The following is a 26,800-nucleotide window of genomic DNA, read 5'->3' on the forward strand; positions in this document are numbered from 1 at the left end:
CCGCTGCAACTTTCATAAACTCTCCGACGACACGCCCAGAAACTTTCTTGTCCTTTCAACCATTCGTCGCTTGGTAAATCGTGTCGCGCAATGCACGAGACGCTCTGGCGCAGGGATTGCAAAGGCCGGTCGTAGCCGCCCGGAAACGACGTAAATCTGACGCGACGACAATCCACTCAACATTTAAGGACACCAGCGAAACGCCTGGTGAGTCACCGGAGATTTAACGTGTCAACCCTCAGTGAAATCGCAGCGAACCACGCGAGAATGGCTAAATTACAGGCACAAGAGTCGTCCGGATTGAGTGAGCGGCACGTTCAAATTGTGGGGTGCTTCGAAGTGCCCGTCATGGAAGAACAACAGCACATCCCCTTGCACTTGATCGCTGGTGTGCAGGACAACCACCTCGCCCAGGCTGCGGGTTACTTGCTCTGAGTGAGTCTTTGCACCAAGGAGTGGCACCCACTGGTGGGTGACCCCTACTTGCGCATGTGCTTTGCGGTGAGTCGCTATTGCGATGATCGTTCCTTCGCTCTGCGTGGGAACGCCTCAAGGGACGCTCCGCGTTCCAGCCATACTGCCGGTGTCAAGCCGGGCACCCGTTTGACGCAGAGCGTCATGGGCTGCATGCCCACGCAGAGCGTGGGAACGATTATTCAGCGGCGCTAATCCGAAGCCTGCGCCCGCAATCGCCGCCCCACTACATCCAGCACATCACAGCCATCGCGCAATGGGATGGCGCACAGCAGCGCAAAGTCGCTGAGGATGAAGGATTCGCACTCGACCGAACCGCGCATCGACATGTTTTCCAGTACCTGGGTGACGGCGCGAATCCGGTAGTTGGCAGCTTCGTATAAAACATCGAGCGGCGCGTGGGTGTCGACGAACAGCGTGGGCATGTCGGTGCAGTTGCTGGTGAGCGCCATGAAGCGGCTTTTGGGGTGGGGAATGGGTTTTTCGTAGGGTGGATCGGGGTGAAGGGTTTTCATTTTTTCAGACCTTGGGCGGATAAATTTAAGCTACCAACGGCCTTCCTACGGGCTTGGGTGGCAGCCGTACGCGGGAGTAGGAAACTGAGGATCCACCAAACTCAGCCACGCCGAAGCGTGTCCCGCGCACAGCCGCCGCGAACGATCTTACGGACACTAAGTAAGTGCCGCAATCACACGACAGCGCTGACGCGCGGTGAAAATCCAAGGGTTCCTACACCCTGCCACTGCATTTGCAGCGACAGCCAAAGACTATCCATGGATCTCACTTCGTACCAGTTCATCAAAGCCGCCACAACTTGAAGGAAACTTCCGACGACCTTGCCCAGAAATTTCGCCCTCGCGCAGCGTTTTGAGCGCGCGAGACTTTGCGGGAGATCAATCAGGAAAGCAGTCAGGAAAGTTGGAAATCGGCGTAGGCCAAGTCCTTAAATCCCCCCCACAATCAACAAGCAACCCCAAACGAAAACGTGGCGTGAGGTCTCCCCCACGCCACGTTCTTTTATCGACCCAACGAGCCGGACAACTGCTTCAACCGTCAGCCCGCCTCACTCTCCCGAATCAGCTTCTTGTTGATCTTCCCGACACTGGTCTTGGGAATCTCGGCCACGAACTTGAACTGCTTCGGAATCGCCCATTTGTTGATACGCCCACTCTCGACAAATGTCTGCAGGTGCGTCTCGAGGATTTGCTTGTCGAGGTACTGACCCGGCTCGCACACCACCATCGCCATGGGCCGTTCGCCCCACTGCTCATCGACGATGCCGACGACCGCGACAGACATCACCGCCGCGTGTTCGCTGATCAGGCTCTCCAGTTCCAGCGAGCTGATCCACTCGCCCCCGGTCTTGATCACATCCTTGATGCGGTCCTTGATTTCCACGCCGCCCATCGAGTCGATGGAAGCCATGTCGCCCGTGTGCATCCAGCCGTCGAGCCAGAGCTCGGCGCCCTTTGCCGGTTCTTTCAAATAACCCTGGGTCAGCCACGGTGCGCGGACCACGATTTCGCCGAGAGACTCACCGTCATGGACCACATCGTTGCCGCTGGCATCGACGATTTTCAGGTCAACCATGGGCACCGGGGTGCCGGTTTTGATGCGGGTTGCCAATTGGTCTTGCATGGGTTGCTTGAGCACGTCGTCACGCAGGTAACTCAGGCACAGCAACGGGCAGGTTTCCGACATGCCGTAACCGCTGTGCACCACCATGCCTTTGGCGCTGGCTTCGCTGGCGATACCGAGGGTCAGCGCACTGCCGCCGAGGAGCATTTTCCAGCCCTCGAAACGGGTTTGCTTCCCGGCCTCGCAGTTCAGGATCATTTGCAGAATGGTCGGCACACAATGGGAGAAGGTGACCTTCTCCTCACGATACAACCGGACCAGGCTGTTGGGTTCGTAGCGGCCCGGATAAACCTGCTTCAGCCCCATCAGCGTGGCGACATACGGCACGCCCCACGCATGCACGTGAAACATCGGCGTGATCGGCATGTACACGTCATCGGAACGCAGCAGCGGCTGGCCTTGATACACGCCCAGCGTGCCAACGGCATTCAGGGTGTGCAGGACCAGTTGGCGATGGGTGAAGTACACGCCTTTCGGGTCGCCGGTGGTGCCGGTGGTGTAGAACAGGGTCGCCACCGAGTTCTCGTCGAAATCGGGGAAGTCGTACTGGTCTGATGCCAGCGACAGCAAATGCTCATATTCACCCAGCACCGGCAACGAGGTGCTGGCGGCGCTGTCATCGGTGAGTTGGAGATAGCCTTTGACGGTGGTCAACCGATCCTGGACCTGCTCGAGCAACGGCAGGAAATCATCATGCACCAGCACCAGATCGTCTTCGGCGTGGTTCATGGTGAACAGCACCTGATCCGGCGACAGACGAATGTTCACCGTATGCAGCACCGCGCCGATCATCGGCACGGCGAAGAAGCATTCCAGGTAGCGATGGCTGTCCCAGTCCAGCAGTGCCACGGTGTCCCCGGCTTTCACGCCGGCGGCCGTCAAGGCGTTGGCCAGTTTGCGGATGCGTTTGTTGAGGGTCTGGTAGTCGTAGCGCAGTTTGTCGGCGTAGACGATTTCGCGACCCGGTTCGTAGCGCGCACCGGACAGCAATAATTGCTTGATCAGCAAGGGATAGGCGTAGGCGCCATCGGCGGGCGGGATTATTTTTGTCGCCATCATGTTTGGGTTCCTGGTCCTTATGTTATTGGCTCAGAGCCCCTCGATGCACTCAGTTGCAATCGACTCCCGACGCGGAGTCGGGAGTCGCGGGGGCCTGGCGATCAGAACTGCGCGGCGTCCAGCTCGTAGAGGCACTCGCTGCCGGCCTTGACCGATGCGCTCAATGAATGGATGCGTGGCAGCAGGCGGGCGAAGTAGAAGCGTGCGGTGGCCAGTTTGCTGACGTAGAAGTCGTCCTCGGCCTGCTTGCCGATGGCGGTCTTGGCCATCAGTGCCCACATGTAGGCGTAGGCGACGTAGCCGAAGGTTTGCAGGTACTCGACCGAGGCTGCGCCGATTTCATTCGGGTTGTTTTTCGCCCGGTCGAGCACCCACGCGGTCAATTCGTCGAGGACGTCCACGGCGGCGTTCAACGGCTTGCTGAACTCACTGAACTCGGCGTTGGCGTTGGCGGCGAAGTGACGAACCTCGGAGGCGAACAAGCGGTAAAGCGCCCCGCCGCTGCCGACGATCTTGCGCCCGACCAGGTCCAGCGACTGGATGCCGTTGGTGCCTTCGTAAATCTGGGTGATGCGCACGTCACGCACCAACTGCTCCTGGCCCCACTCGCGGATGTAGCCGTGGCCGCCGAAAATCATCTGACCGTGCAATGTGGTTTCGAGGCCCATGTCGGTGAGAAACGCCTTGGCCACCGGGGTCAACAGCGAGACCAATTCCTGTGCACGACTGCGCGTGGTCGCGTCTTCACTGTACTTGGCCGTGTCCAGTTGCAGGGCCACGTAGCTGGAGAACGCACGGCCTCCTTCGTTCAAGGCTTTCATGGTCAACAACATGCGGCGCACGTCCGGGTGGACGATGATCGGGTCGGCGGCCTTGTCCTTGTTCTGCGCACCGGTTGGCGCACGGCTTTGCAGACGGTCACGGGCGTACTCGACAGCGTTCTGGTACGAGCGCTCGCCCAAGGACAGCCCCTGAATGCCGACGCCCAGACGCTCGTAGTTCATCATGGTGAACATCGCCGCCAGGCCCTTGTTCGGCGCGTCGACGATCCAGCCAGTGGCGCCGTCGAAGTTCATCACGCAGGTGGCGGAGGCCTTGATGCCCATCTTGTGCTCGATGGACCCGCAGGACAGCGCGTTGCGCTCGCCCAGGGAACCGTCGTCGTTGACCAGCACCTTGGGCACCAGGAACAGGGAAATACCTTTAGGACCGGCCGGTGCATCCGGCAGTCGGGCCAGTACCAGGTGAATGATGTTTTCGGTCAGGTCGTGCTCACCGCCGGTGATGAAAATCTTGCTGCCGCTGACTTTATAGCTGCCGTCGGCCTGAGGCTCGGCGCGGGTACGAATCAAGCCCAGGTCGGTGCCGGCGTGGGCTTCGGTCAGGCACATCGAACCGGTCCAGGTGCCGGCGTACATGTTCGGCAAATAACGCTGCTTGAGCTCTTCACTGGCGTGGGCATTGATCGACAGGCACGCGCCGGCCGTCAGCATCGGGTAGAGGCCGAAGGACAGGCCGGCCGAGTTGACCATCTCTTCGACCTGCGCCGAAATCGCCTTGGGCATGCCCATGCCGCCGAACTGCGGATCACCGCCCACGCCGACCCAACCGCCCTCGGCGAACGCCTGGTACGCGGCGACAAAACCGTCCGGCGCGATGACTTCGCCGTTGTTCCAGGTGCAGCCTTGTTCGTCGCCATTGCGGTTCAGCGGTGCGATCACTTCACCAGTGATCTTGCCGGCCTCTTCGAGGATCGCGGCAGCCGTCTCTTCATCAATCACCTCGGCCAGGCCAGGTAATGTCGCCCACAGGCTGGACACCTCAAAGACTTCATTGAGGACGAAGCGCATGTCGCGCAAGGGAGCTTTGTATTCGGACATAGTGACTTACTCAGGTGTGCTCAAGGCATGTGGAACAGGTGAAGTGTGCGAGGTGCCGGCTTCTTCGGCGGGCGCCAGCAGAGCGTCCTCGACAGGACGTGTTTCCAGGGACTTTTCGCGTAGCAGGAAGTACGACAGGGCCGGAATCAGGATCAGCGCGCCGAGCATGTTCCACAGGAACATGAAGGTCAGCAGGATGCCCATGTCGGCCTGGAATTTGATCGGCGACCAGACCCAGCACACCACGCCGGCGGCGAGAGTGATGCCGACCAGCCCGACCACCCGGCCGGTGAACGACACGGCGTTGCGGTACGACTGGGACAACGACAGACCCTGACGCTGGAAATGCAGCTGCACACTCAGCAGGTACAGCGCGTAGTCGACGCCGATGCCGACGCCCAACGCGATCACCGGCAAGGTCGCGACTTTCACGCCGATGCCCATCGCCACCATCAAGGCTTCGCAGAGGATCGAGGTCAGCACAAGCGGCAGCAGCGCCACCAGCGTCGCGCGCCAGCTGCGGAAGGTGATCAGGCAGAACAGCGTCACCGCCGCGTACACGTACAGCAGCATGGTGTGATTGGCCTCGCGCACCACGATGTTGGTCGCCGCTTCAATCCCGGCACTGCCGGCAGCGAGCAGGAACTGACGATCGTCGGTGCTGTTTTCCTTGGCGAACTTGTCGGCGATGGCGACCACTTCGTCCAGGGTTTCGGCCTTGTGGTCCTTGAGGAAGGCGATCACCGGCATCAGCGAGCAATTGTTGTTGAACAGCTCCGGCGAGTTGACCGAGGCCTGTTGCGCGGCGTAGTTGAGCACGTCCTGGTTGCGCTGGATGCTGTTGAGCTTGGGGTTGCCCTCGTAGGTGCCGGCGGTGATCTGGCGCACGGCGTTGACCAGCGAGGTGGTCGCACGCACGCCCGGGTTCTGTTGCAGCTCCCAGGCCAGACGGTCGGCCAATACCAGGGTCTTGTAGTTCAGGCAGCCTTCCGGTGCGGTCTTGATCATCACCGCGAACAGGTCGCTGGACAGTGCGTAATGCTGGGTGATGTAGGCGTTGTCACGGTTGTAGCGCGAGTCGGCACGCAGCTCCGGCGCCCCGCTTTCCAGGTCGCCGATTTTCAGGTGCAGGCTGACCATGAAGCCGCCGACGCCCATCAGCACCGCGACCAATACGGCGCCCGTGGCCCACTTGCGGGTGGTGAAACGGTCGAGCAAATCCCAGAGTCGGCCAAAGCCTTTGTGCTTTTCAGCGCGGGTGTCGATTTTCAGCGCGCGCTCGGCGGCTTTCGCACCGACGCCGACGTAGGACAGCGCCACCGGCATCAGCAGCAGCGAGGTGAAGATCAAGACGGCGACACCGATGCTGGCGGTGATCGCCAAGTCCTGGATCACCGGAATGTCGATCAGCATCAGCACGGCGAAACCCACGGCGTCGGCCAGCAGCGCGGTGACCCCGGCAATGAACAGACGGCGGAAGGTGTAGCGCGCGGCGATCAGTTTATGGGTGCCGCGGGCGATGTCCTGCATGATCCCGTTCATCTTCTGCGCGGCGTGGGACACGCCGATGGCGAAGATCAGGAACGGCACCAGCACCGAGTACGGGTCGATGGCGTAACCCAGCCAGGCGACGATGCCCAGCTGCCAGACCACCGCAATCAGCGAGCAGCCGACCACCAGCAAGGTGCTGCGTACGCAACGGGTGTAGGCGTAAATGATCACCAGCGACGTGATCACGGCCAGGCCGAAAAACATCATCACCTGAATCAGGCCGTCGATCAGGTCGCCCATCAATTTGGCGAAGCCGATCACCCGGACTTTGTAGTGACCTTTGCCTTCGACGCCGGACTTGCGCGCGGCGCTGTCACCGGCGTATTCGATCTTGTCGCGCAACTGCTCTTCGAGCATCTGCGAAAATTCGTGGTAGTTGATGCGCTTTCCGCCGGCGCCCGCCTTATCCAGCAGCGGCACAATCAGCATGCTGGATTTGAAGTCGCTGGCGACCAGGCTGCCGACGATCCCGGCACGGGAAATGTTCTGGCGCAGCTGCTCGATTTGCTCAGGCTTGCCCTGGTAAGTGTCGGGCATCACCGGGCCACCCTGGAAGCCTTCTTCGGTGACTTCGGTCCAGCGTACCGCCGGGCTCCACAGCGATTTCATCCAGGCGCGGTCAACGCCTTCGGTGAGGAACAGTTGGTCGTTGACCTGCTTGAGCACGTCCAGGTATTCAGGGTCGAAAATGTCGCCCTGGGTGTTTTCCACCACCACCCGCACCGAGTTACCGAGGCCGCGTAGGGACGCACGGTTTTCCAGGAAATTCTGGATGTACGGCTGGCTCTGCGGAATCATTTTTTCGAAGCTGGGGCGCAGCTCCAGACGGGTGACCGCCATGAAGCCCAGCACCACGGTGGCGAGCGCCATCAGCAGCATGAACAGAGGGCGGTAGTTGAAGACCAGGCGTTCCAGCAGGTTGCCGGAGCGACGGTCGAAATCGCGCACGTCGCGGATCACCGGCATGGCTTCTTGTTGTTTTATGTTGCCCATGTCTGGGTTCTCGCTTTAAGGGTTCGAGGTCTTAACGACGGACAGCGCCAGTGCGCCACGGCTGCCAGCCACGACCAACGAGCCGTCGGAGGCTTCGGTGGCGCCAGCTATCGGCGTCGGTACAGGCTGCTGAACCAGCTGCAGTTGCGCGCCAGAACCCTGGCTGACCAGCATCTGCCCACCCTGGGTGAACAAGCGGTAGTCGCCATGGTTATCGATCAGGCCGGCGGTGACGCTGATGTGCAGGCCGGTGTCCAGCGCGGTCCAGTTCTGACCGCCATCGGTGCTGCGCAATACGTTGCCGCGCAAGCCGTAGACCAGCACTTCGCCGGGTTTGCCAAGCACGCCGAAAAAGCTGCCCTGATAAGGCGTTTGCACTTCAGCGAAACGCTGGCTGGCGTCGTCCCATTTGAGCAACAGACCCTGCTCGCCGGCGATGTACAACGCATCCCCCGTGGAGGCGATGGCATTCAGGTGAAAGCCTTGCGGGTTGTCGGTGCGGTCCTGAAACGGGGTCCAGGTCTGGCCGCCGTCTTCAGTGCGCAGGATCAGGTTGAACACGCCGACCGCGTAACCCAGTTTTTCATTGGCGAACCAGACGTCGAGCAAGGGTTTATCGGCGCCCTGCTCTACCAGCCGCTGCCCTTCGGCGGCCCAGTGTGACCATTGTTCGTTGTCCGGTTCGGCACTGGCCAACGCACCATAATGCTTGATCAGTAACTCACCGATCTCACGGCCGTCCAGCTGTTTGGTCCAGGTCGCGCCCGCATCGCTGCTGTGCAACACCACGCCGTCATTACCGACCGCCCAGCCTTCCCTGGCCGATGGAAAGTTCACCGCACTGAGATCGGCACTCACTGGCACGACAGCCTGCTGCCAGTGTTTACCGCTGTCATCGGAATAGAGAATGTGCCCACGCTGCCCGACGGCAACCAATCGGTCGCCCGCACGGGTCATGCCGGTCAACGGGCTGCTGACCGCCAGCGGACTGACTCTGGCGGGCAGGTCCAGCACATCGATGTAACCGGCCGCCTGGGTGACGCCCTGCGACATGACAAGCAGGGCGCCGAGCGTTAACTGCAGGTACTTTTTGTACGAACACATACCGCGTCCTCTTGGGAAAACCGCGTCTGGGACTGCAAGCGTGCAGCCCGACGTTGAAAACCGGCGCCGCGACGATCGGCGAGCACCGACCGTCGCCGGTCACACGGCTTGCGGGCCGTGGACCGATGAACGCCTTGTTGCGGTTTGCTTAGCGAATGCCGGCGCCCGCCAGGGACTCCGACGACCACTGCGCCTTGGAGAGCGGATCGATGTACTTGATGCCGCCGTAAGGGCCGACTACACCGTTGATGTTGTAGGAACCGCCCACCAGGTCGTAAATCATGAACGGCGTGGAGTCAGGCACCTGCTTGTCATAGCTCTGGCTGAGGAAGGCAAAGGAACCACGGTAGAGCTGACCACGGGCGTCATATTGGTCCGAGGCCAAAGCTGTCCAGCTGTCTTCGTCGAGGTAGAAGCGACGTTTGGCGTAGATGTGACGTGCACCGGCCTTGAGGGTGCCTTCGACGACCCACACGCGGTGTTTTTCCCAGCGCACATAATCGGATGCCAGGTGATTAGGCGTGGTGATCGACTTCGGATCCTGCACGTAGGTCAGCTTGTAGGTGTTGTACGGCACGATCATTTCTTGCTTGCCGACCAGCTTCCAGTCGTAGCGATCCAGCGCACCGTTGAACACGAACACATCATCGTAAGTGCCGGCGCCGGCGGTGCCTGGGTTAGGCGTGTCGTAGGCCAGGTTCGGAGCCAGCTTCACGCGGCGCTGACCAGGCAAGTACTGCCAGGCACGACGCGGTTGTTGCAGCGGGTTGGCGGCGTCCTTGAGCATCACCGCTTCGCCGGCACGACGCGCCGGGCCGGTGTATTGCAGCTTCATCTGGTAGTACACGTCGGCACTGCTGATCGGCTGCGCCAGGTTTTCGTAGATCGGATAAGAGATGAATGCCTGCCCGGTGGTCGCCAGGCTTGGAACGCCCGCGGAGTCAACGTTCCAGGAGTCGTACTTGGAGTTGATGCTCACACCCTGATAGCGCAACAGGAAGTTCCACATCGCCTCGTTACCCGATTGCGGAATCGGGAACGGTACGCCCGGCAGCACGTTGTCGATGGCCAGGCCACCTTCAAGGGACTTGGCGCCGGTGGCGTTTTTCACGCCGTTGTCGAGGATCGCCTTAGGCAGCGAAACGGTGCGGTGAGTCGGGTACACCTCGACTTTGAACGTCGGGAAACGCTTGGCCAGTTCCGCGGTGGTTGCGGTGAGCTGACCCTTGTACTGATCGACGTTTTTACCGTCGATCACCAGCAGCGGTTTTTCATTGGCAAACGGATCCGGGCGCATGCTGTCACCGGCCTTGAAGCTGGAGGGTGGCGTGGTCAGGCCGCCGTCATAGGCCGGGATGGAACCATCGGCATTCCCGGCTTTTTCAGCGCCGACGAGGGTCAGGCTGCTGCCCAGTTTGGCGGCATCCTGAGCAGATACGGCAGCGTGTGCCTGGGCGGCAACAACCATCGCCAGCGAGGCAGCCAACACGGTTTGTACAAATTTCATGTTGAGGTTCTCCTGCTTACGTCGAGTAAGCGAGTGATGAATCAAAAGGTGGTTTTCATTGTCAGGTACACAGCACCACGATCCTCAGTCGTGGCACCGCCACCGGAAAAGGACGAGTAGCCACCGGCGTAGCACGCATAGTTTTCGTTACCACTAAAGGCGTTGGGAGTAGAGCCGTCGCCCCCCGTCGGGCCGGTACTCACGCCGCTTTTATTGCACTTCTCGGTCTGGCCGAAAGAGTCCACATACTTCAGGTCGACAAAGTATTTGTTGTACACAACGGCACCCACGCCGAAGGCATAGTTGCCGGTGTCCTTGGCACCGCCACCGGACACCGGGGACACGCCGTCGATGCCGACGTTGACGGACATTGGCGCGTTGAGGTCAACGCCCGGGAATACCTGGTACCAGGTCGGTGTGAAGTTGACCGCGATGCCCCAGTTGTCACGGGTCGGTTTGTCGATACCGCGATAGCTGTCCTCACCCTTGTAGAGCGCCTTGTTTTTGTCATCGATGCTTAACAGGTTGCTGTAATACAGTTCGGCAAGCACTGTCGCCTGATCGAACACCGGCGTTTTAGGCAGGGTCATCAGACCGTTCAACGTCCAGTGCAACGTCTCGCCGGTGGCGCTCATGCTGTCGCCGCGGCTCGGGGTGTCGTAGATCACGCCCGTGGCATCGGTGCGCGCCGGCAACAGGCCGAGGCCTTTGCCCAGGCCCAACGGACTGGTGGAGCTGACGATTGCCGGGATACTGGCCAGCGGCATGTTGTGACGGATGTTCAGGTCGGAACCCACACTCACGCCGCCAACGTCCTTGGACAGGCTCAGGCCGAAAATCTTGATGTCGTCGGCATAGGCCAGTTGATAAGTGGCGGTGTTCAACGAATTGAGCGTGTTGACCACGGCAGGCACTTGCCCTGCTGGTCGGGTGCCGTTCGGGTTGGCCGACGATATGCCTCGGGCATCCAGCCAGGCTTGCGGCAGGATTTCCGACGTCTCGCGGTAGTAGACGCCGAGCGTCCCGTCCAGCCAGGCCGGCGACCACTTGGCCATGACGCCCCAGTCACCGCTGCTGTGCGGCGTCAGGTCATTCCCACGCACCACGTTGGTCAAACCGTTGCACGGCGCCAGGCCGCAACCCAGCGGGCTGCCCGGAACCACGGCGTTGGTGTTGCCCAACAGGAACGATTGCGCGCCGAAACCCACCAGATCGGAACCACCGTAGTAGGTGCCGGCTTCAGGCAAGCGAGCTGCATCCCAGTCGAGGAAATACTGAGCGCCGATGGTCAACTCAGGGTTAACGGTGAAGGTCGTCGACAGTTGGTTACGCGGTACGAACAGCTCCTTGGCTTCAGTGCCAGGCGACGCCGCCAGCTTGGCGAGGTCGAGGCCGGACTGGCCGTAGCTGATCGAATGCACCGGGTTGAGAATGGTCTCGCCCCAGAACACGTTGTGCTGACCGGCCTTCATGCTGAGCAATGATTCTTCGCCCACTTCAGTGCTGTAGAACACGAATGCGTCGAGGATTTCACCGGACGGGCCGGTGTAGTAACGCTGGGCGTAGTTGCTCAGGTGCGGGCTGCCAAAACCGACGTTGTCGTTGGTGACGGCAGCCAGGCGTGGGTCGTTGGCGACCAGGCCGGAGCGTGCATCGTTGCCGTTGACGAACGGGTTGGAGTTGGAGCCGGTGTTCTCATACGCCTTGTCGTACCAGCTGGCGGCACTGACACGAAAGCCCATGGTGTTCTTGTAGACCACGTCCATCTCGGTCAACAGGTCGATACGGTTGGTGATGTTGGTGCCAGCCTTGCGGAAGTTGTAGTCGCCATCGTTGTTGTTTGGCGTCCCCAACATGCGCTTGTCGGCGCTTTCGGTGCGCACACCGTAGTTGTACTTGATGGTGTTATCGATGCGCGCGGTCCAGTCCGGGTTACCGGTATCCAGTTCAACCGCGTGGGCGGTCGGCATGGACGCGGCCAGAATGGCTGAGGCCAGCAATGTGTAACGCGAAACCGTGAACCCGTGACTCTTATTGTTGTGCATTGCGTTGTCTCCGCCTTTTGTATTTGTTTTAAGCGCAGCCGCCCTCACGCATTCCCTTGTACCAGGGTTTTGCGTTGCTCAGGATTGAGGGCAAATGCCGGTTGGCTTGCGGCCAGCCGGCGCCTGAATTAGCGATCCAGCTCGAGAATGAAAGCTTCGGCTTCTGGCCAGTGGCCAAATCCTGCAGCCGGGTTCAGATGACCTACTGCACCGAGATTGCGCAGTTCGGCACCCCAGCCTCGAGCCATGCGATTGACGGCTTCGAGACCGGCCAGGTGATCATTGGTGCTGCCAATCACCAGGCTTGGGAACGGCAGCGGACCTTCGGGTAGCGGATTCCAGCCATGGGACCGCAGCGATTCGGAAGAAGGGTAGCCTTGCGGCCAGGTGGCATCGAGGTCCGGCGGCGCGGCCAGCAGAGCGCCCTTGATCGGACGGCTGTGCAACGCGGCCCAGTGCGCGACCATCAATACGCCGGCACTGTGGGCGACCAGAATCACCGGCCCGTCGATTTGCTCCAGTTCATGCTGGATCGCACGGACCCGTGCAGCGCAGTCGAGTTTGTCGGTTTCAAGCGGTGGGACGCTGCGTACCTTGGCAAGCCTGGCTTCAAGCAAAGTCTGCCAATGCTCGGCCACGTGCTCACGCAAGCCCGGTACGATTAAAACGGTTGCAGCAGTTTGCAGTTTGTCCACGTCAGCACCTACGCTTTCTCGATGACTCGACTGACTCATTGGTCAGACGTTTTTGTAGTGCTGACATTAAAGAGCGCCCACCCCGGACGCTTTACATTAGACGTCAGTCGCTTTTCTTTTCATGACAAATTCGGGGGCGTCGACGTGAGGTGCCCGCTGGTCGAAAACCACGGCAGGTTTGCCCAAGGCCACTGTAATCAATACGTGGACGGATTTATCGCGATCAGATGGCTACGTTTAAAGGGAGAACCGGGCGCCTGACTACACTCAACCAACAACTTTCCATTTCATGACGTGCTGGATATAGTCGCCACGCTCATTTCCACCCTCACCGGCCCAGGGAAGACCCACGCATGACCAAGCTTGTTCGCGCCGCCGTCTTGACCAACTACCTGGAGGTCACTAATTACCTGGGTTTCAACCCGCGTGATGTATTGGCTGCCAACGGCTTGAGCAGGGCTCAGTTGCTGGCGCCGGAACACCGGATCCCTATCGATTCCGCCGTGCGCGTGCTGGAAGATTCCGCCGTCGCCAGTGGTTGCCAGAGCTTCGGCCTGAGCATGGCCGAGTCACGCCAGCTCTCGGATTTCGGCGTGGTCAGCCTGCTGCTCACGCACCAGCGCACACTGCGCGAAGCCTTGCAGGTGGTGGTGCATTACCGTCACTTGATGAATGATTCGCTGGCCATCTTCATTGAAGAGGCCGGCAAGATGGTGATCATTCGCGAAGAGGTCGTGACCGATACGCCGATGCCTTCACGGCAAGCCAACGAACTGGCCATCGGCGTGATGTTCCGTTTGTGCGCCGCCCTGCTCGGCGCGCACTGGCACCCCTACAGCGTCAACTTCACGCACCAGCCTCCGGACAACCTGCAACTGCATCGTCGCCTGTTTGGCTGCACCGTGGAGTTCGGCAGCGAGTTCAATGGCATTGTCTGCCCCAATGCCAGCCTGGACGTGACCAACCCCCACGCCGACCCGGCCATGGCACGTTACGCTCAGGGCTACCTCGACTCGTTGCTGAGCCATGAAGGCGAGTCGTTGCTGTTCGAGGTGCGCAAGGCCATTTACCTGCTGCTGCCCATGGGCCGCGCCACCATCGAGCAAATCGCCCAGACCCAGGGAATGAACGTACGGACGCTGCAACGACGCCTCAAAGACGATGGCTGCGCCTTCAACGACCTGATCAACGACGTGCGCCGCGATCTGGTCCTGCGTTACCTGGAGAATCCGAATTATTCGCTGGGGCGCATCGCCGACATGCTCGGGTACTCGATGGCGAGCTCTTTCACGCGCTGGTTCATCACCCAGTTCGGCATGCCGCCGGCGGCGTGGCGTGCCCAAAAGCAAGGCAGCGCCAAATCTGTCCCGGGTCATAACGAATCCTGAGGCCGCCAAACCCCTGAGTCCCCCCCCGGGAATTCGGGGTATTAAACATCGCCCGAAAGCGCCTGTTTAAAACCCTTCCAGGTTACTTCCGGAAAGCCACAAGACCTTGCGCCGTTGCCTACGGCTACGCCAGAATCCGCCGGCTTGTGCGCCTTGGTCCGGGTCTCTATCGTTTCCGGGTCGCTGACAATTCAGCGATCGGGTTTAGCAGCTCGGACAAATATCAAGGCACGTCAGTGCCGCCTCTGATCAACCGACACTGTTTCGTCAGTTGCTCTGCGTTATGGCGGCTATGCGTGGGGCACTTCGGTGCGCCGGGTTCCTTGATCCCTGGTCTGCTAACCCGCGTACAGCCGCCACCCACTTCGTTTAGCAGCGATGGATGCTGGCTCCCATGATCAAGGAGTTTCACCATGTTCAAAATCACGCCCAACCCGCCAGAAACCGACGACGTTTCCCCTTACGAAACCCCCGACTCCAAAAAACTCAACGAAGCCGCCGACCGCGCCCTCGATTACTACCTCAAACCGGTCATTCCAAAAGACACCCCGCGCAGACCCAGCACAATCTACTTCGTTGGCCCCGACACCGACAACGAAACCCTGCTGGTCAACGCCTGTGAGACATTGGCGTCAGCGAGTGTGATGTTGAGTGATTTCGCGGGGCAACTGAACGGTACACAGCGCCACACCCTGCTGGGCATTCAAAACTCTGTGATGCTCGGAGAAATGGCGGTGAACCGGATGCTGGATAACGTCGATCCGCACAGCTAACGCTGATCTTTAACGAGGCTCAATCCTGAGATAGCGAACAGTCTTGGCGACATTCAGGACTCGTCCTACAGCCACGATCAACCTCGTTCGTTAACGTCGCACAGCTCCTTTTTCCGGAGCTATCGACGGACGAATGCAAGGAAGATCAATGGCCGGTAACAAGGAAGTTCCCAGGGTTAAAAACCCACCCTCCGGTGATGGTCATCACATCACCTACCGTTTCATGACGGCCACCGAACTGGCCGAGCGCGAGGCGCGACAAAGCGCCTACGACACCATGCTCGCCCGGCAGCAGGCTTTTGAAGATCGGCTTCAAGCCTCTACGAAAAAGCCGGAAATCGCTCGCGCAGGATGCGTCTTCGCCAAATCCTGCAACCTTCCAGACGCCATCATTAATTACTCGAGTCCTTCGGGTGTGGTCCCGACCGATAGCCTCAAGGATTACGGCAAAATTGCGTGGCTCGGCGCTCGTGACGTAGACGACGCCGGGCTGCTGAATCTCGAAACCATCAGTGGCAGTACCGTCTCCCTCGGCATTGGGCGGCTCGCCCTTAGCGCCCCAACTCTTGCTGCCCCGGTTCTGGGCCTTGGCGCTGCCGGAGCCGCGACATTGGCCGGTGTCGTCGCCTTGTTCTGGACGCCGAGCCTGGGTGATAGCGCGCTCTATACCGAAGACCAACTGCGTACCCTCAAACAGGCCAGAACCCGCGTTAGGCTTCAGGTCGAGCAACAGGCTGACGGCAGCCTCAAGGGCTACGGGTTTTACACCGGCAAAAACCGTGATTGGGAAATGGTCGATGTTGTGCAGTTCACACTGCGCGGCAGTCAGCAGGTGGCGGATCTTGGGGATGGCGTCGAGCTGATCTGGACACCGGCCGTGGATGGCTCGGACATCCTCGGCATTCCTGCGCTGGAAACGGCACCACCGGCGCCGCATATCTGGGTGTACCCGCCGACGCCGGCGGCGGCGGCCAGCATCATAGTGAATCCGGTGTATCCGCCGGAGTACAAGGATTTCATTCTGGTGTTCCCGGTGGGGTCGGGGGTGAAGCCGGTTTACATTGTGGTGAGTGTTTCTGATCACAATTACCATCCGGCACCGACAGGCCTTACTGCTTTTCCTGACGCGACGAAGTCAAATCGTAAAACACCCATAAAAGGCGGTGGCGGACTTAGGAAGCGATGGAAAAACCCAAAAGGGATAATTTTCGAATGGGACTCGCAGCACGGAGCTGTCGAGATGTACGACAAACGTGGTCGTCATCTCGGTGAATATGATCCAACTACGGGCGAGCAGACCAAACCCGCAGATAAGACCAGGAGTGTGGAACCATGATTTACGTCATAGAAGCATTTGATAAAAAAACCGAGCTCATCGCATTCGAAGAAAAATTGCCGAGTGGCTACGATAACGAGCTGAAAGCGATTATGGGATGGACGGCGGACCAACAAGGCTGGGAGGGATATAACCTCACTGCCGAGCAGCTTGGTGCGTTGGAAGGAATACTCGGCAAAAAAATTTATGATCCAGCCTATCTATTCCAGCTGACCTGCAACGCCTAGATACAGCCGCGCTCAGTTCTCAAGCCAAATCCCCCCGGCCTAATTACCTGATCGGGATTTTCTTTAACCCGTCCCTTTTAGATAGCGCTGCTGCTAAAAGCATTGAGCCAACTGTGTAACCGCAGCCCTGTGGCGAGGGAGCTTGCTCCCTCGCCACAATAGCTACCTCATCACAAACTGTTTTCGAACCAACGAAAAAAGCGGCGACTGCTTATACAGTCGCCGCGAAAAGCCGGCGTTTGTGACACCGACCGAGAGCCGCACAGTGCTGAGGAGTCAAACCCGGTGCGGCGCTGCCATAAAACGGATGTTGACCGGGCTCAGAACCCCCAGCGCAGCAACAGCAGCACCAGGACGACAAGGAACACCGTCTCCCCCACCATCAGGAGAATGGGCTTGATGCCGACGGAGGCCAGCTCCTTGAGCTGAGTCTTCATGCCCAGGGCACTGATGGACACCACCAGGCACCAACGCGACAGGTCATTGACCGTGCCTTGAACGACGGGCGCTATCCATCCCGTACTGTTGATGCACGCCAGCAGCAGAAAGCCGACGGCGAACCACGGCAGCAGCGGCGGTCGCTTGCCGCCCGTTTCGGCGCCTTGCATGCGCGTGACCATGGCCGCACAGACGATCACTGGCAGGAGCATGGCGACTCGCATCAGCTTGACCACCGTGGCCGTGTCGCCCGTTTCGGTCGACATGCTGTAACCGGCACCGACCACTTGGGCCACATCGTGGATGGTGGCGCCGAGGAAAATACCCGCCATTTGCGGTGACAATGACAACCAGTTGGCAATCATTGGATAAACAATCATCGCCATCGTCGAAAGGGCCGACACGCCAATGACGGTAAACAGTGTGGCGCGTTCTTTCTGCGGATGATTGGGCAAGGCTGCCGCCAGTGCCAGCGCTGCCGAAGCGCCACAGATCGCCGTCGCGCCACCGGTGAGCATGCCGAATAAACGCTGGAAACCCAGCATCTTGGCCGCAATCACCGAAACGCCAATGGTCACCACCACCAGCGTCACTACCAGCGCCACTGGCTTCCAGCCCAGACCGGCAATCTGCTCAAGGGTAATGCGCATGCCCAGCAGGGCCACGCCAAGGCGCAACACGGTGCGCGCGGTAAATTCGATACCGGCCTTGCACACGCCCTCCCCGGCCAGGAAGTTCAGCGCCATGCCCAGCAGCAAGGCGAACAGCATCACCGGTGCACCGTAGTGCTCGGACAAAAACGAAGCGGCGGCGGCCACGATCAGACTGACGATAAAACCCGGGGCCAGTTCGCGTGTTCGGCTATGGATACGGGTGAGAGCAATGGCGCTCATGGCGCGGACTCCTCAGAAGCGATAACGATAAAAGCCTGGCCGTCGACGAGCTCGACCGGGTAATTGTTGACCTTGAGCTGGGTGGAATTGAGCAGGTAACCACTGCGCAGATCGAAGCGCAGGCCATGGGCGCAGCATTGAATCACCCGGCCATCCAGGCGCCCGCCGCACAGCGAAGCGCCCTGGTGCGGGCAACTGTCATCGATGGCAAACACGTCGCCTTCGACGTTGAACAGCGCGAGGCTTTTGTTCTCGAATTCGAACAGCGCACGACCACCCGCCTGCGGGAGCTTTGCGGCAGGCACCGGGACACGACGCGTCATGACGGGGTCTGCATGCGCTGGCGTTCCAGCGCTTCGTACATGACGCTCAGCATCACCTCGGCAGGCTGCGCGCCGACCAACGTTAACTGGCGGTCGAACAGAAAGCTCGGCACACCGCTGGAGGCCCCGACCTCGTTACCGACAAAGGGACCGGATTCGTCTCTCAGGTAGTCCCTCACCGCGTCGGCGTCGTAACCGCACGATTGGGCGATGGTGATCAACGTCTCGCGGCGACCGATGTCCTCGCCGTTCTGGAAGTACGCGGCGAACAGACGCTCAAGCAATTGGTCGCGTTGAGCCGTGCTACCCCGCGAGTTGGCATGCGCCAACAGACGATGGGCGTCCGCGGTGTTGGGCATGGTGGTGATGCGACTCAAGTCGACGTCTACCCCTACCGCTTTCGCCGCCTGCTGCACCTGAGCCTGACGCATGGTGACCGCTTCGGCGCTGCCCAGACGGTTGAGGTAGAACTCGGCGAACGGTTCACCCTGTACCGGCAGGTGAGGCAACAACTGCACCCCGTGCCATACCGTGGTGACCAGCACATCCGGTTGCTGCGCGTGCAGCAACGCTTGCGCGCGCTCCAGTTGGCGCTTACCGATCAAGCACCAAGGGCAGATGAAATCGAAAAATACATCTATACGTAAACGAACACTCACACCTTCACCTCTACCACAGCTTCACTTACAGAATCGTTGACACGTTCACCCGCCAACCGGGCGATATCCTTGTGGTAATGACACTTGGCAAAAAAGAACACCGCCGCTGCCGCGATACTCACCAGCGGTACCAGTTGGAAGGCCGCGTGCAAACCGATCAGGTCGGACACCTTGCCGGTAATGAACGGCCCCGGCGCCAGGCCGAGCAAATTGTTGGCCAGTGTCAGCGTGGCAAACGCCGTACCGTGCACCGAATAGTGGGTCAGGTTGGCAACCATCGCCCCGGCCGGGCCGGTTGTGCCGGCGGCAATCAACATGCCCAGGCAAATCAACAGCAATTGCGCAGGTCCCGGCGGCAAGGCAAACGCCGCCGACAGCAGCAGGCAACTGCCCAGGCAATACGCGATGGCCAAAGCGACCTTGCGTTCGGCCGACTGACGACACATGCGATCACTGAGCATGCCGCACAGGATCATCCCGGCACCGCTGCACAGGACGATGATCGCCGCGACACCGCCCGCCTTGTCCGGCGCCATGTCGTAATAGCGATTGAGGTAGCTGGGCATCCACACAATCACGGTGCCGCCCACGAACAGTTGCAAGCCACTGCCGATGTAAGCCGCAATCACCGAAGGGCTGGAGCACAGCGTGCGCAATGGACGCTTGACCACCGCGGCGGTTTTTTTGCCCGCCTGGGCGGCGCGTTGCGGGGCAATGCGCGCTTCCTTGACGATGATCGGGTAAAGCACCGCCAGCAGCAGACCAAACAGGGCCATGCCGGCAAACGACCAGCGCCAGCCGAGCTTGGCCGCGATAGCGCCGCCTAACGCCATGCCTAACACCGAACCGAACATCCCGCCCGCCATAAAGGCACTGGCCAGGGTGGCCCGCATGTGTTTCGGAAACACCGAAATCACCACGGCAATACCGACGCTGCCATACGCAGCCTCACCGACACCCACCATGAAGCGGGCGATAAACATTTGCTGGTAGTCCTGCGCCAGCGCACAACCCAGCGTGGCCAGACTCCACAGCAACGCCATCAGCGCCAGGCTTTTAACCCGGCCGAAGCGGTCAGCCATCAACGACAGCGGAAACGTCAGCAGGCCGACCATCAAGGCCACCACGCCGCTGAGCAAACCCAGCTGGCCGTCCGTCAGGGCCCACTCGCCCTTGAGCATCGGGAATACCGCGTTCAGCACTTGGCGGGACATGTAATCGGAAATCAACAGGCCGAACGTCAGTGCGAAGACGATCCAGGCATATTTGCGCGCAACACCGACACCACTGGTGTCGTCATCGTCGGCGGCGATAGGGTGAAAGGCCATGCAGCCTCCTCGAAACATTATTTTATTGTTGTTATCGAGCGTGTTTCACTGCAGCGAGCGAGGGGTCTACCCCCCTCGCTCCCGCTGTCGGTCAGCCGCGTTGCGGCACACCTTTTTGCCCAGCCTTGCGGTTGGGGGCCATGCCGTTGGCCAACAGTGTTTCTTCGATGGTGTCGTACTTCACACCGATGCGATAAATCTCGCGAGCTTCTTTACCGGTAGCGATTTCACGACCCAGTTCATGAGCAATGCGCACGGTCTGCTTGATCTGGGCAACCGAACCAAAACGCTCGCCCTTGTGATCAATGATAGTGTCTTCGTTGCCCACGCGCGGGTGCATTCCCATGGCCATCGACATGGTGTTGAACGGCAGCACGTTCTTGAGCAGCGACTCGGAGGTCAGGGTGCAGCCGTCCGGTACGCGGTGGATGAAGTTGAAGAAGTTGAATGGATTCGGGCCGTCGAAACCGCCGCCGATGCCGATCCAGGTCAGGTTCAATGGACCTTTGTAGAGACCCTTGCGCACCATGCGCTGCAGCGTTTCCAAAGCGTGCATGCCGGTCAGCTGGAAGTGCGGCTGGATATCATTGTCCATCAGACGCTTGAGGTGCTCGATAACCCAGGCCGGGCCGGCCGGTACGGTCATTTCGCTGTAGGCCGCCTGGTAGGCAGGGTTGGCCAGGGAAGTGCCTTCCAGGTATTCCGGATACAGCAATTCCATGATGTTCATCTGGGTGGTGTTGATCGCCACCGTGACCTGATCCGGTTTTGGCGTCAGCTCGGCCAGCATGTGGCGGGTATCGTCGGACAACCACAGCGCGGCTTCGCCATCGCTTTCCGGTGCAAAGGAAATCGAACCGCCGACCTGGATAATCATGTCCGGCACCGCTTCACGGACGCCGGCAATCAATTCGTTGAACTTGGACAGGCGCTTGGAACCCTTGCCGTCCAGTTCACGTACGTGCAGGTGCAGCACGGTCGCGCCGGCTTCATAGCACTCGACCGCTTTCTGGACTTGCTCGTCCATGGTCAGCGGGATGTCTTCCGGGAAATCTTCGGGCATCCACTCAGGGCCGTACGGGGCCACGGTGATGACCACTTTTTCCATGTTTTCCGGGTGCAGGGAATCGTCGAAGAATTGCATGAGTAACTCCAGTTTTTATGATTGTCCGCCTGCCGGTCATGCCTGGCAGGCGCGTCTACGAGTACAAAATTCAGAGGGGATCGATCAGAACGTCTTGTCGCCAATAATCCCGGCGCGTTCCATCTTGCGATGGCACGGCGGGTAATCCATGACCGCGTAATGCTGGGTGCTGCGGTTGTCCCAGATGGCGATGCTGTTCGGCTTCCAGCGCCAGCGAACCTGATACTCAGGGATGTAGGCCTGGCTGATCAGGTAACGCAGCAACTCCCCGGCGCCAGGGTTGGCGTCCTGACCGAAGCGCACCCGCTCAGGGGTGTGGTAGTTGCTGAAGTGCGTCGTGAAAGCGTTGACGAACAGCACTTTCTCGCCAGTTTCCGGGTGGGTGCGCACCACCGGGTGTTCGGCGTCCGGGTACATCGCCTTGAGCGCCAGGCGTTTTTCAATCGGCATGGCGGCACCGAAGCTCGCTTCGATGCTGTGGCGGGCGCGCAGGTCGGCGATCTTGACCTTTACGTCTTCCGGCAAGTTCGCATAGGCCAGGACCATGTTGGCCCACATGGTGTCACCGCCCACAGGCGGGCACTCTACGCAACGCAGTACACAGCCCATCGGCGGGGCTTCGCGCCAGGTGGCGTCGGTGTGCCAGGCGTTCTCGTAGCGGTCCATTGGCTGGTCCGGATTTTTGTAGATGCGCACCAGCCCCGGGTGATCCGGGTCGCTGCCGGCCACCGGGTGATCCTCCAGCTCGCCGAAACGACGGGCGAAGGCCACGTGGTCGGCACGGCTGATGTCCTGATCGCGCAGGAACACCACCCGATGCTTGAGCAGCTGGGCACGAATCTCGGCAAACAGACCGTCGTCATGCACCGCGTCGGCCAGGTTGACGCCGATCAGCTCGGCGCCAATGCTGCAGGTCAATTGTTCGACTTTCATGGCTGGCAGCTCCTTAAATGACGAAAATCGACGAACCAGTGGTCTTGCGTGACTCCAGGTCGCGATGGGCCTGGACGGCGTCTTGCAAGGCATAGTGCTGGTTGATTTCGATCTTGATGCGACCGCTGCCGACGTGGTCGAACAGCTCGCCGGCCAGCTCGGCTTTTTCCGCCGGATCGGCGATGTAGTCAGCCAGGGCCGGGCGCGTCATGTACAGCGAGCCCTTCATCGCCAGCAGCGCTGGATTGAACGGCGGAATCGGACCGGATGCAGTCCCGACACACACCATCAGGCCGCGACGCTTGAGCGAATCCAGCGAACCCTCGAAGGTGTTTTTGCCAACGCTGTCGAACACCACGTTGACACCCACGCCGTCGGTCATTTCACGAACGCGTTGGGCGACGTCTTCATGGCTGTAGTTGATGACATGGCTGCAACCGTGAGCCAGGGCAATTTCGCCCTTGGCCTCGGTGGATACGGTGCCGATGACGTTCACGCCGAGCAACTTGGCCCACTGCGAAACGATCAGGCCGACACCACCGGCAGCGGCGTGCAGCAAAATAGTGTCACCCGCCTTGAAGTCGTAGATGCGGCGCATCAGGTACGACGAGGTCAGGCCGCGCATGGTCATGGCGGCGGCGGTTTCGAAGCTGATAGTTTCCGGCAACTTGATCAGCGGTGCGGCCGCGATCAGACGCTCGGTGCTGTAGGCACCCAGGGTATTGAGAAAACCGGTGTAGGTGACGCGATCCCCCACTTGCACATTGGTCACGCCTTCCCCGACGGCCTGAACCACACCGGAAGCCTCAACGCCCATTCCGTTGGGCATAGGGATCGGATAGGTGCCATTGCGGAAGTAAGTGTCGGCATAGTTCAAGCCGACCGCCACATGACGAAGACGAACCTGGCCTGGACCGGGATCGCCGACTTCCACGTCTTCATAGCGAAGGACTTCGGGACCACCGGTTTCGTAGAAGCGTACGGCTTTGGCCATGATTTCTTATTCTCCAATCTGCAATGTTGGCTTGCTGCGTCGAAATGCGCTGATTGGACTGTAGGATGCCGCCCTGGGAACCGCTTCTCATCAGACGACAATGGCTTTTCATTTCATGACACATGCCTTGAGGAAAGATTCGGGTTGAGGGCCGGAGATGCTCCGGCGGCCGTGTTTAATAGTTTATTGAGGGTTATTGATTCGGATTATCCAGTCAGTGCGGGCAGCATGCGCCCCGCTTTGCCGGAACCTGAATGACAACTTTCATCACTTGAGAACAGAACACATGAGCATGTCGAATAAATGGATTGCGGGTATCGCCTTGAGCTGCGTGTTTCAGGTCGGCTGCGTCTCGAAAGTGGCGCAGCAAGAGCAGTATTCGGGCTTCCTAGCCAATTATCAGGGGCTGGAAGAACAAACGACGCCGAGCGAACAGAAAGTGCTGCGCTGGGTGTCGCCCGGGTTTGATCCTCACGCCTATTCCACTGTCGTGTTCAAGGAAGTAGAGCTGTATCCGGCGCCGAAACCGACCGAACGCGTCAACCTGAAAACCCTGCAAGACGTGCAGACGATGGCCAGCAACAGTATCAAGACTGCCCTGGCCCCCTCCTACACCATTGTCTCGACTGCAAAACAGGCACCGGCCGCTTCGCGGACCTTGATCTTGCAGGCGGCGATTACCCATGTCAGCGCCAACAACGAGGGCATGCATTGGTATGAAGCCGTTCCAATCGGCGGGATTATCGGGGCCACTCAAGCCGCTACCGGCCATCGCGATCAGACGGCGGAGATGTTTATTGAAGCCGACCTGGTCGACGCCAACACCGGTTTGGCAGTCGCCAAGGTGGTACGCAAGGTGTTCGGCGCGACGTTGAAAAACGCCAGCCAGCCTATCGCTGCCAATGACTTCAAGGTCGCACTTAAAGACGTGACGAACGACATTCACGCACTGCTTTCCAAGCAGTAACCCCCGCGGAGTACCCCATTGCGAGTAGACGCGCATGGGGTTTCAGCCTCTGGCCTGAACAAACTGTAAGGCCACGAAACGACGTTTTACGAGAGTCCGGTTTGATGAAAATACTGACGTTTACCTTATCGGCCCTGGCATTGCTCGCCAGTTCGCAGGCATTGGCGGTGACGGTGGTGCCGCTGAAGAGCCAAACTTCCCAGACGATCCAGCAAGACACCAGCGCCTGCCAATCTCAGGCCAATGCCCAATTCCCGATCCAAAACACAACGCCATCGGGTGGTCGGGTAAAAGGCGCGACCAAAGCGGCGGTCGTCGGAGCCACTGCCGCGGAGGTTCGAGGCCGCCAACACGACAACCTCTACGACCAGGTCGACGACGATATCAAGCAAGACTATCGCCAGAACAATGCGCGCAGTGCCGCCGCGGCCGGTGTGGTGATCGGGGGATCCAGACAACGCCAGGAGCGCCGTCAGGACGCTGCCGCCACCGACCAAAGCGTCACCGCCAACAACTCCGTGTACAGCAGCTGCCTGCAACAGCGTGGCTATAACGTTTTGCCTTGATCCAGGCGCTCCTTGATGGAGCGCTGGCCCGCCTGAACAATCTGCCTCGCAGTTTTCGGCTAGCGCCGATGACCCGTATCGAGCATCATCACTGCCCTCGATAGAAACTCCGTGGGTTACCCTTGCTTGATTCCAGTGATGCTTTTTTTGCGCTATCCCAGCCGTCTCTAAGGGCTCCCTCCGCACCTTCCGCGCTTGTCCGCTTGTAGCCGTTCAGCTCCCTGACCCGTATGGATCGCGTCAAATCCAGCCCATCCAAACCGTCTGTATACTCAGCCAGAACCGCCGAACGGAGGACTCCCATGCGCTACGCCTTCAAGTTGAAAAATGGTGCCATGGCCCTTTTCGACCCCGATACCGCCTTGCTTTCCATCACCACGCCCTATGGCGATGTTCAAAGTTCCACGATAGGCCGGGCTGAATCCCGTCTGCTGGACCTGCTGCTGATGGAACCCGGCCAGACCAAAAGCCGCGATGAGATCATCGACTACACCTGGAATGACCGCGTCGTCGCCTCCGGCAGTTTGAATCAGGCCGTTTTTTCCCTTAGAAACCTGCTTAATGACAGTCGGGATCATGAGATTCTGATGACGGTTCCTCGACGAGGTTATTGTTTCAACCGCCAGTATGTCGTCGATGCACAGACGGATTTGCCGGTGCCTGCAGAGGAAGCCGTGCAACCTTCTGCGCCCGTTACTGAGGAGCTTGCGCCAGCCGACATTCAGCCTGCCCCGCTACGGCCTGGCAAAACCACACAATCGACTTACATGACGAAGGCGCTGTCAGTCGGTTATGTCCTGACCTTGGGCGTCTGCGCATTTGCTGGTTTCCACTCTGGTTTCCACTCTGGTTTCGATACGCGGAATGTAGAGGTTTCAAGCCTCAAACAGAACGACCTGACTATCCATGCAGTCGGCAATAGCGTCGCTGAAGCTGAATCACTGAGGGATCTTTCAGCTAAACAGGTGCAACAGGCTTCGCTGAACTTGAAAGGTCAGGTCTGGCTGAACTTGTTTAAATCAAACTATTCCGTTTCATGCGTTCGCCCGGATGAAAGCACCGTAAACTTGCAATTAAATAGTGATCAAAAAGACCTCGCATTGATGATCCGCCAATGCCTGGAGACGACCCTATGAAGACAATACCGCCCATTGCGCACTGGACAGTGCTGGCAATCATCAACGCCGTTTGCATTTTCTCCCTGGTTTATTCGCCATCCTATTACATGGAAAATATCAGTTATCAAACCATCACCCGTCAATGGCTGGAAGATCTCAATCAGCTCAATACCGAAGAGTATCTGACCATTGGCCACGGTCGACTGACGCAAACCACTCTGGAAAGCCTGAACGGAAAAATTCGTAACGCCACTCTGACGGCGGACATCATTCGCGAAAGTAACCATCACGTTCAGATAAAAATAAACAACGTCAAACTTAGCCAGGACACAGAACTGTTTGCGATTGAAAAAACACCTGATCTTTTTTTCAGACGTCAATATGTTCTGCAAGAAGGCGCCGTTCTAAATTACGAGTTGATCCCTACGAATGATAAAAACACCGTGTGTTTTTATGTGCATGATCTTGGCCGCCTACGCTGCATGAATCACTGAGCTTGCTGAAACCGGGTCAATAATAAAAATAATAATTACTAATTTGTATCAACCGATCTCCCCCTTCAAAGTCCCTCCTCTACCGTTCTCGGAGCCGATCTGCTGTCGCTCAGCACAACAACGGCTCCAGGCTTATTCCGACACATACATTTTTGCGAGCCGTCATACCGATGATGACCAAGATGCTGGCAGTCCTGTCTCTAGCGGCATTGCCCTTTCATTCAGTGGCACACGATGAATACTCCAACGGCAGCACCGAGATTGACTTCTACT

The 26,800-nt window shown here is 59.3% G+C and carries 24 protein-coding genes; 9 read left to right on the plus strand and 15 right to left on the minus strand.

The window, feature by feature from the left end:
- The first annotated feature begins 228 nt into the window (after positions 1–228).
- A complete protein-coding gene (locus tag D882_RS0100550) occupies positions 229–435 on the plus strand; it encodes a hypothetical protein (RefSeq protein ID WP_027921434.1) in 207 nt (68 codons plus the stop codon).
- 230 nt (positions 436–665) lie between these two features.
- Here the strand turns inward: D882_RS0100550 and D882_RS0100555 are convergent, their stop codons facing one another.
- From D882_RS0100555 to D882_RS0100590, 8 genes are all read right to left on the minus strand, one after another.
- Positions 666–989: a hypothetical protein gene (locus D882_RS0100555; RefSeq protein WP_027921435.1), complete on the minus strand. Its 324-nt coding sequence runs from the start codon at positions 987–989 to the stop codon at positions 666–668.
- A 538-nt stretch (positions 990–1,527) separates the two neighbouring features.
- Complete coding sequence (locus tag D882_RS0100560) at positions 1,528–3,171, minus strand: fatty acid--CoA ligase (RefSeq protein ID WP_027921436.1); 1,644 nt, start codon at positions 3,169–3,171, stop codon at positions 1,528–1,530.
- A gap of 101 nt (positions 3,172–3,272) precedes the next feature.
- A complete protein-coding gene (locus D882_RS0100565) occupies positions 3,273–5,051 on the minus strand; it encodes an acyl-CoA dehydrogenase C-terminal domain-containing protein (protein WP_027921437.1) in 1,779 nt (592 codons plus the stop codon).
- A gap of 6 nt (positions 5,052–5,057) precedes the next feature.
- On the minus strand, positions 5,058–7,595 hold the full coding sequence (locus D882_RS0100570; protein WP_027921438.1) for an RND family transporter: 2,538 nt from the start codon (positions 7,593–7,595) through the stop codon (positions 5,058–5,060).
- Between the two features lie 15 nt (positions 7,596–7,610).
- Complete coding sequence (locus D882_RS0100575; RefSeq protein WP_027921439.1) at positions 7,611–8,699, minus strand: YCF48-related protein; 1,089 nt, start codon at positions 8,697–8,699, stop codon at positions 7,611–7,613.
- A gap of 148 nt (positions 8,700–8,847) precedes the next feature.
- On the minus strand, positions 8,848–10,206 hold the full coding sequence (locus tag D882_RS0100580) for a DUF1329 domain-containing protein (protein WP_027921440.1): 1,359 nt from the start codon (positions 10,204–10,206) through the stop codon (positions 8,848–8,850).
- 41 nt (positions 10,207–10,247) lie between these two features.
- Positions 10,248–12,251, minus strand: coding sequence for a DUF1302 domain-containing protein (locus D882_RS0100585; protein WP_027921441.1), 2,004 nt, complete (start codon positions 12,249–12,251; stop codon positions 10,248–10,250).
- A 128-nt stretch (positions 12,252–12,379) separates the two neighbouring features.
- Complete coding sequence (locus D882_RS0100590) at positions 12,380–12,946, minus strand: alpha/beta hydrolase (protein WP_027921442.1); 567 nt, start codon at positions 12,944–12,946, stop codon at positions 12,380–12,382.
- Positions 12,947–13,299: 353 nt separating this feature from the next.
- Between D882_RS0100590 and D882_RS0100595 the strand changes: the two genes are divergently transcribed.
- The 4 genes from D882_RS0100595 to D882_RS0100610 all read left to right on the plus strand — a co-directional run bounded on the left by D882_RS0100595 (position 13,300) and on the right by D882_RS0100610 (position 16,670).
- Entirely contained in the window at positions 13,300–14,334 is a 1,035-nt protein-coding gene (locus D882_RS0100595; protein ID WP_027921443.1) for an AraC family transcriptional regulator, read from the plus strand.
- A gap of 413 nt (positions 14,335–14,747) precedes the next feature.
- Complete coding sequence (locus D882_RS0100600; protein WP_027921444.1) at positions 14,748–15,107, plus strand: DUF6124 family protein; 360 nt, start codon at positions 14,748–14,750, stop codon at positions 15,105–15,107.
- A gap of 148 nt (positions 15,108–15,255) precedes the next feature.
- Positions 15,256–16,443 (plus strand): colicin E3/pyocin S6 family cytotoxin, encoded by a 1,188-nt coding sequence (locus tag D882_RS0100605; RefSeq protein WP_027921445.1) that lies wholly within the window; start codon positions 15,256–15,258, stop codon positions 16,441–16,443.
- A complete protein-coding gene (locus D882_RS0100610) occupies positions 16,440–16,670 on the plus strand; it encodes a hypothetical protein (RefSeq protein WP_027921446.1) in 231 nt (76 codons plus the stop codon). The genes D882_RS0100605 and D882_RS0100610 overlap by 4 nt, the downstream gene beginning before the upstream one ends.
- 320 nt (positions 16,671–16,990) lie before the next feature.
- Here the strand turns inward: D882_RS0100610 and D882_RS0100615 are convergent, their stop codons facing one another.
- From D882_RS0100615 to D882_RS0100645, 7 genes are all read right to left on the minus strand, one after another.
- Entirely contained in the window at positions 16,991–18,001 is a 1,011-nt protein-coding gene (locus tag D882_RS0100615) for a YeiH family protein (RefSeq protein WP_027921447.1), read from the minus strand.
- Positions 17,998–18,324 (minus strand): Rieske 2Fe-2S domain-containing protein, encoded by a 327-nt coding sequence (locus D882_RS0100620; protein WP_027921448.1) that lies wholly within the window; start codon positions 18,322–18,324, stop codon positions 17,998–18,000. The genes D882_RS0100615 and D882_RS0100620 overlap by 4 nt, the downstream gene beginning before the upstream one ends.
- Positions 18,321–18,983, minus strand: coding sequence for a DsbA family oxidoreductase (locus D882_RS0100625; protein WP_027921449.1), 663 nt, complete (start codon positions 18,981–18,983; stop codon positions 18,321–18,323). Before D882_RS0100625 ends, D882_RS0100620 begins: the two co-directional genes overlap by 4 nt.
- Positions 18,980–20,311: an MFS transporter gene (locus D882_RS0100630; protein ID WP_027921450.1), complete on the minus strand. Its 1,332-nt coding sequence runs from the start codon at positions 20,309–20,311 to the stop codon at positions 18,980–18,982. The genes D882_RS0100625 and D882_RS0100630 overlap by 4 nt, the downstream gene beginning before the upstream one ends.
- Before the next feature lie 91 nt (positions 20,312–20,402).
- Complete coding sequence (locus tag D882_RS0100635; protein ID WP_027921451.1) at positions 20,403–21,455, minus strand: 3-keto-5-aminohexanoate cleavage protein; 1,053 nt, start codon at positions 21,453–21,455, stop codon at positions 20,403–20,405.
- An 84-nt stretch (positions 21,456–21,539) separates the two neighbouring features.
- Positions 21,540–22,388, minus strand: coding sequence for a TauD/TfdA family dioxygenase (locus D882_RS0100640; RefSeq protein WP_027921452.1), 849 nt, complete (start codon positions 22,386–22,388; stop codon positions 21,540–21,542).
- A 13-nt stretch (positions 22,389–22,401) separates the two neighbouring features.
- The gene (locus tag D882_RS0100645) at positions 22,402–23,382 is read right to left on the minus strand and encodes a quinone oxidoreductase (protein ID WP_027921453.1); all 981 of its coding nucleotides are present in this window, start codon (positions 23,380–23,382) and stop codon (positions 22,402–22,404) included.
- Positions 23,383–23,668: 286 nt separating this feature from the next.
- On the opposite strand from D882_RS0100645, the gene D882_RS0100650 reads away from it, so the two are divergent.
- From D882_RS0100650 to D882_RS0100670, 4 genes are all read left to right on the plus strand, one after another.
- Entirely contained in the window at positions 23,669–24,349 is a 681-nt protein-coding gene (locus D882_RS0100650) for a DUF3313 domain-containing protein (protein ID WP_027921454.1), read from the plus strand.
- Between the two features lie 104 nt (positions 24,350–24,453).
- Positions 24,454–24,915 (plus strand): hypothetical protein, encoded by a 462-nt coding sequence (locus tag D882_RS0100655; RefSeq protein ID WP_027921455.1) that lies wholly within the window; start codon positions 24,454–24,456, stop codon positions 24,913–24,915.
- A 302-nt stretch (positions 24,916–25,217) separates the two neighbouring features.
- Positions 25,218–26,051, plus strand: coding sequence for a transcriptional regulator (locus D882_RS0100665; protein ID WP_027921457.1), 834 nt, complete (start codon positions 25,218–25,220; stop codon positions 26,049–26,051).
- Positions 26,048–26,527, plus strand: a complete 480-nt coding sequence (locus D882_RS0100670; protein ID WP_027921458.1) for a hypothetical protein — start codon at positions 26,048–26,050, stop codon at positions 26,525–26,527. The genes D882_RS0100665 and D882_RS0100670 overlap by 4 nt, the downstream gene beginning before the upstream one ends.
- Positions 26,528–26,800: the final 273 nt, after the last annotated feature.

The sequence above is a fragment of the Pseudomonas sp. URMO17WK12:I12 genome, from assembly GCF_000514395.1.
Lineage (GTDB): Bacteria > Pseudomonadota > Gammaproteobacteria > Pseudomonadales > Pseudomonadaceae > Aquipseudomonas > Aquipseudomonas mucoides.

Coding starts and splice junctions, on each gene's coding strand:
- D882_RS0100555 (WP_027921435.1), bottom strand. CDS start 989: ATGAAAACCCTTCACCCCGATCCACCCTACGAAAAACCCATTCCCCAC.
- D882_RS0100560 (WP_027921436.1), bottom strand. CDS start 3,171: ATGATGGCGACAAAAATAATCCCGCCCGCCGATGGCGCCTACGCCTAT.
- D882_RS0100565 (WP_027921437.1), bottom strand. CDS start 5,051: ATGTCCGAATACAAAGCTCCCTTGCGCGACATGCGCTTCGTCCTCAAT.
- D882_RS0100570 (WP_027921438.1), bottom strand. CDS start 7,595: ATGGGCAACATAAAACAACAAGAAGCCATGCCGGTGATCCGCGACGTG.
- D882_RS0100575 (WP_027921439.1), bottom strand. CDS start 8,699: ATGTGTTCGTACAAAAAGTACCTGCAGTTAACGCTCGGCGCCCTGCTT.
- D882_RS0100580 (WP_027921440.1), bottom strand. CDS start 10,206: ATGAAATTTGTACAAACCGTGTTGGCTGCCTCGCTGGCGATGGTTGTT.
- D882_RS0100585 (WP_027921441.1), bottom strand. CDS start 12,251: ATGCACAACAATAAGAGTCACGGGTTCACGGTTTCGCGTTACACATTG.
- D882_RS0100595 (WP_027921443.1), top strand. CDS start 13,300: ATGACCAAGCTTGTTCGCGCCGCCGTCTTGACCAACTACCTGGAGGTC.
- D882_RS0100600 (WP_027921444.1), top strand. CDS start 14,748: ATGTTCAAAATCACGCCCAACCCGCCAGAAACCGACGACGTTTCCCCT.
- D882_RS0100605 (WP_027921445.1), top strand. CDS start 15,256: ATGGCCGGTAACAAGGAAGTTCCCAGGGTTAAAAACCCACCCTCCGGT.
- D882_RS0100610 (WP_027921446.1), top strand. CDS start 16,440: ATGATTTACGTCATAGAAGCATTTGATAAAAAAACCGAGCTCATCGCA.
- D882_RS0100615 (WP_027921447.1), bottom strand. CDS start 18,001: ATGAGCGCCATTGCTCTCACCCGTATCCATAGCCGAACACGCGAACTG.
- D882_RS0100620 (WP_027921448.1), bottom strand. CDS start 18,324: ATGACGCGTCGTGTCCCGGTGCCTGCCGCAAAGCTCCCGCAGGCGGGT.
- D882_RS0100630 (WP_027921450.1), bottom strand. CDS start 20,311: ATGGCCTTTCACCCTATCGCCGCCGACGATGACGACACCAGTGGTGTC.
- D882_RS0100635 (WP_027921451.1), bottom strand. CDS start 21,455: ATGCAATTCTTCGACGATTCCCTGCACCCGGAAAACATGGAAAAAGTG.
- D882_RS0100640 (WP_027921452.1), bottom strand. CDS start 22,388: ATGAAAGTCGAACAATTGACCTGCAGCATTGGCGCCGAGCTGATCGGC.
- D882_RS0100645 (WP_027921453.1), bottom strand. CDS start 23,382: ATGGCCAAAGCCGTACGCTTCTACGAAACCGGTGGTCCCGAAGTCCTT.
- D882_RS0100650 (WP_027921454.1), top strand. CDS start 23,669: ATGAGCATGTCGAATAAATGGATTGCGGGTATCGCCTTGAGCTGCGTG.
- D882_RS0100655 (WP_027921455.1), top strand. CDS start 24,454: ATGAAAATACTGACGTTTACCTTATCGGCCCTGGCATTGCTCGCCAGT.
- D882_RS0100665 (WP_027921457.1), top strand. CDS start 25,218: ATGCGCTACGCCTTCAAGTTGAAAAATGGTGCCATGGCCCTTTTCGAC.
- D882_RS0100670 (WP_027921458.1), top strand. CDS start 26,048: ATGAAGACAATACCGCCCATTGCGCACTGGACAGTGCTGGCAATCATC.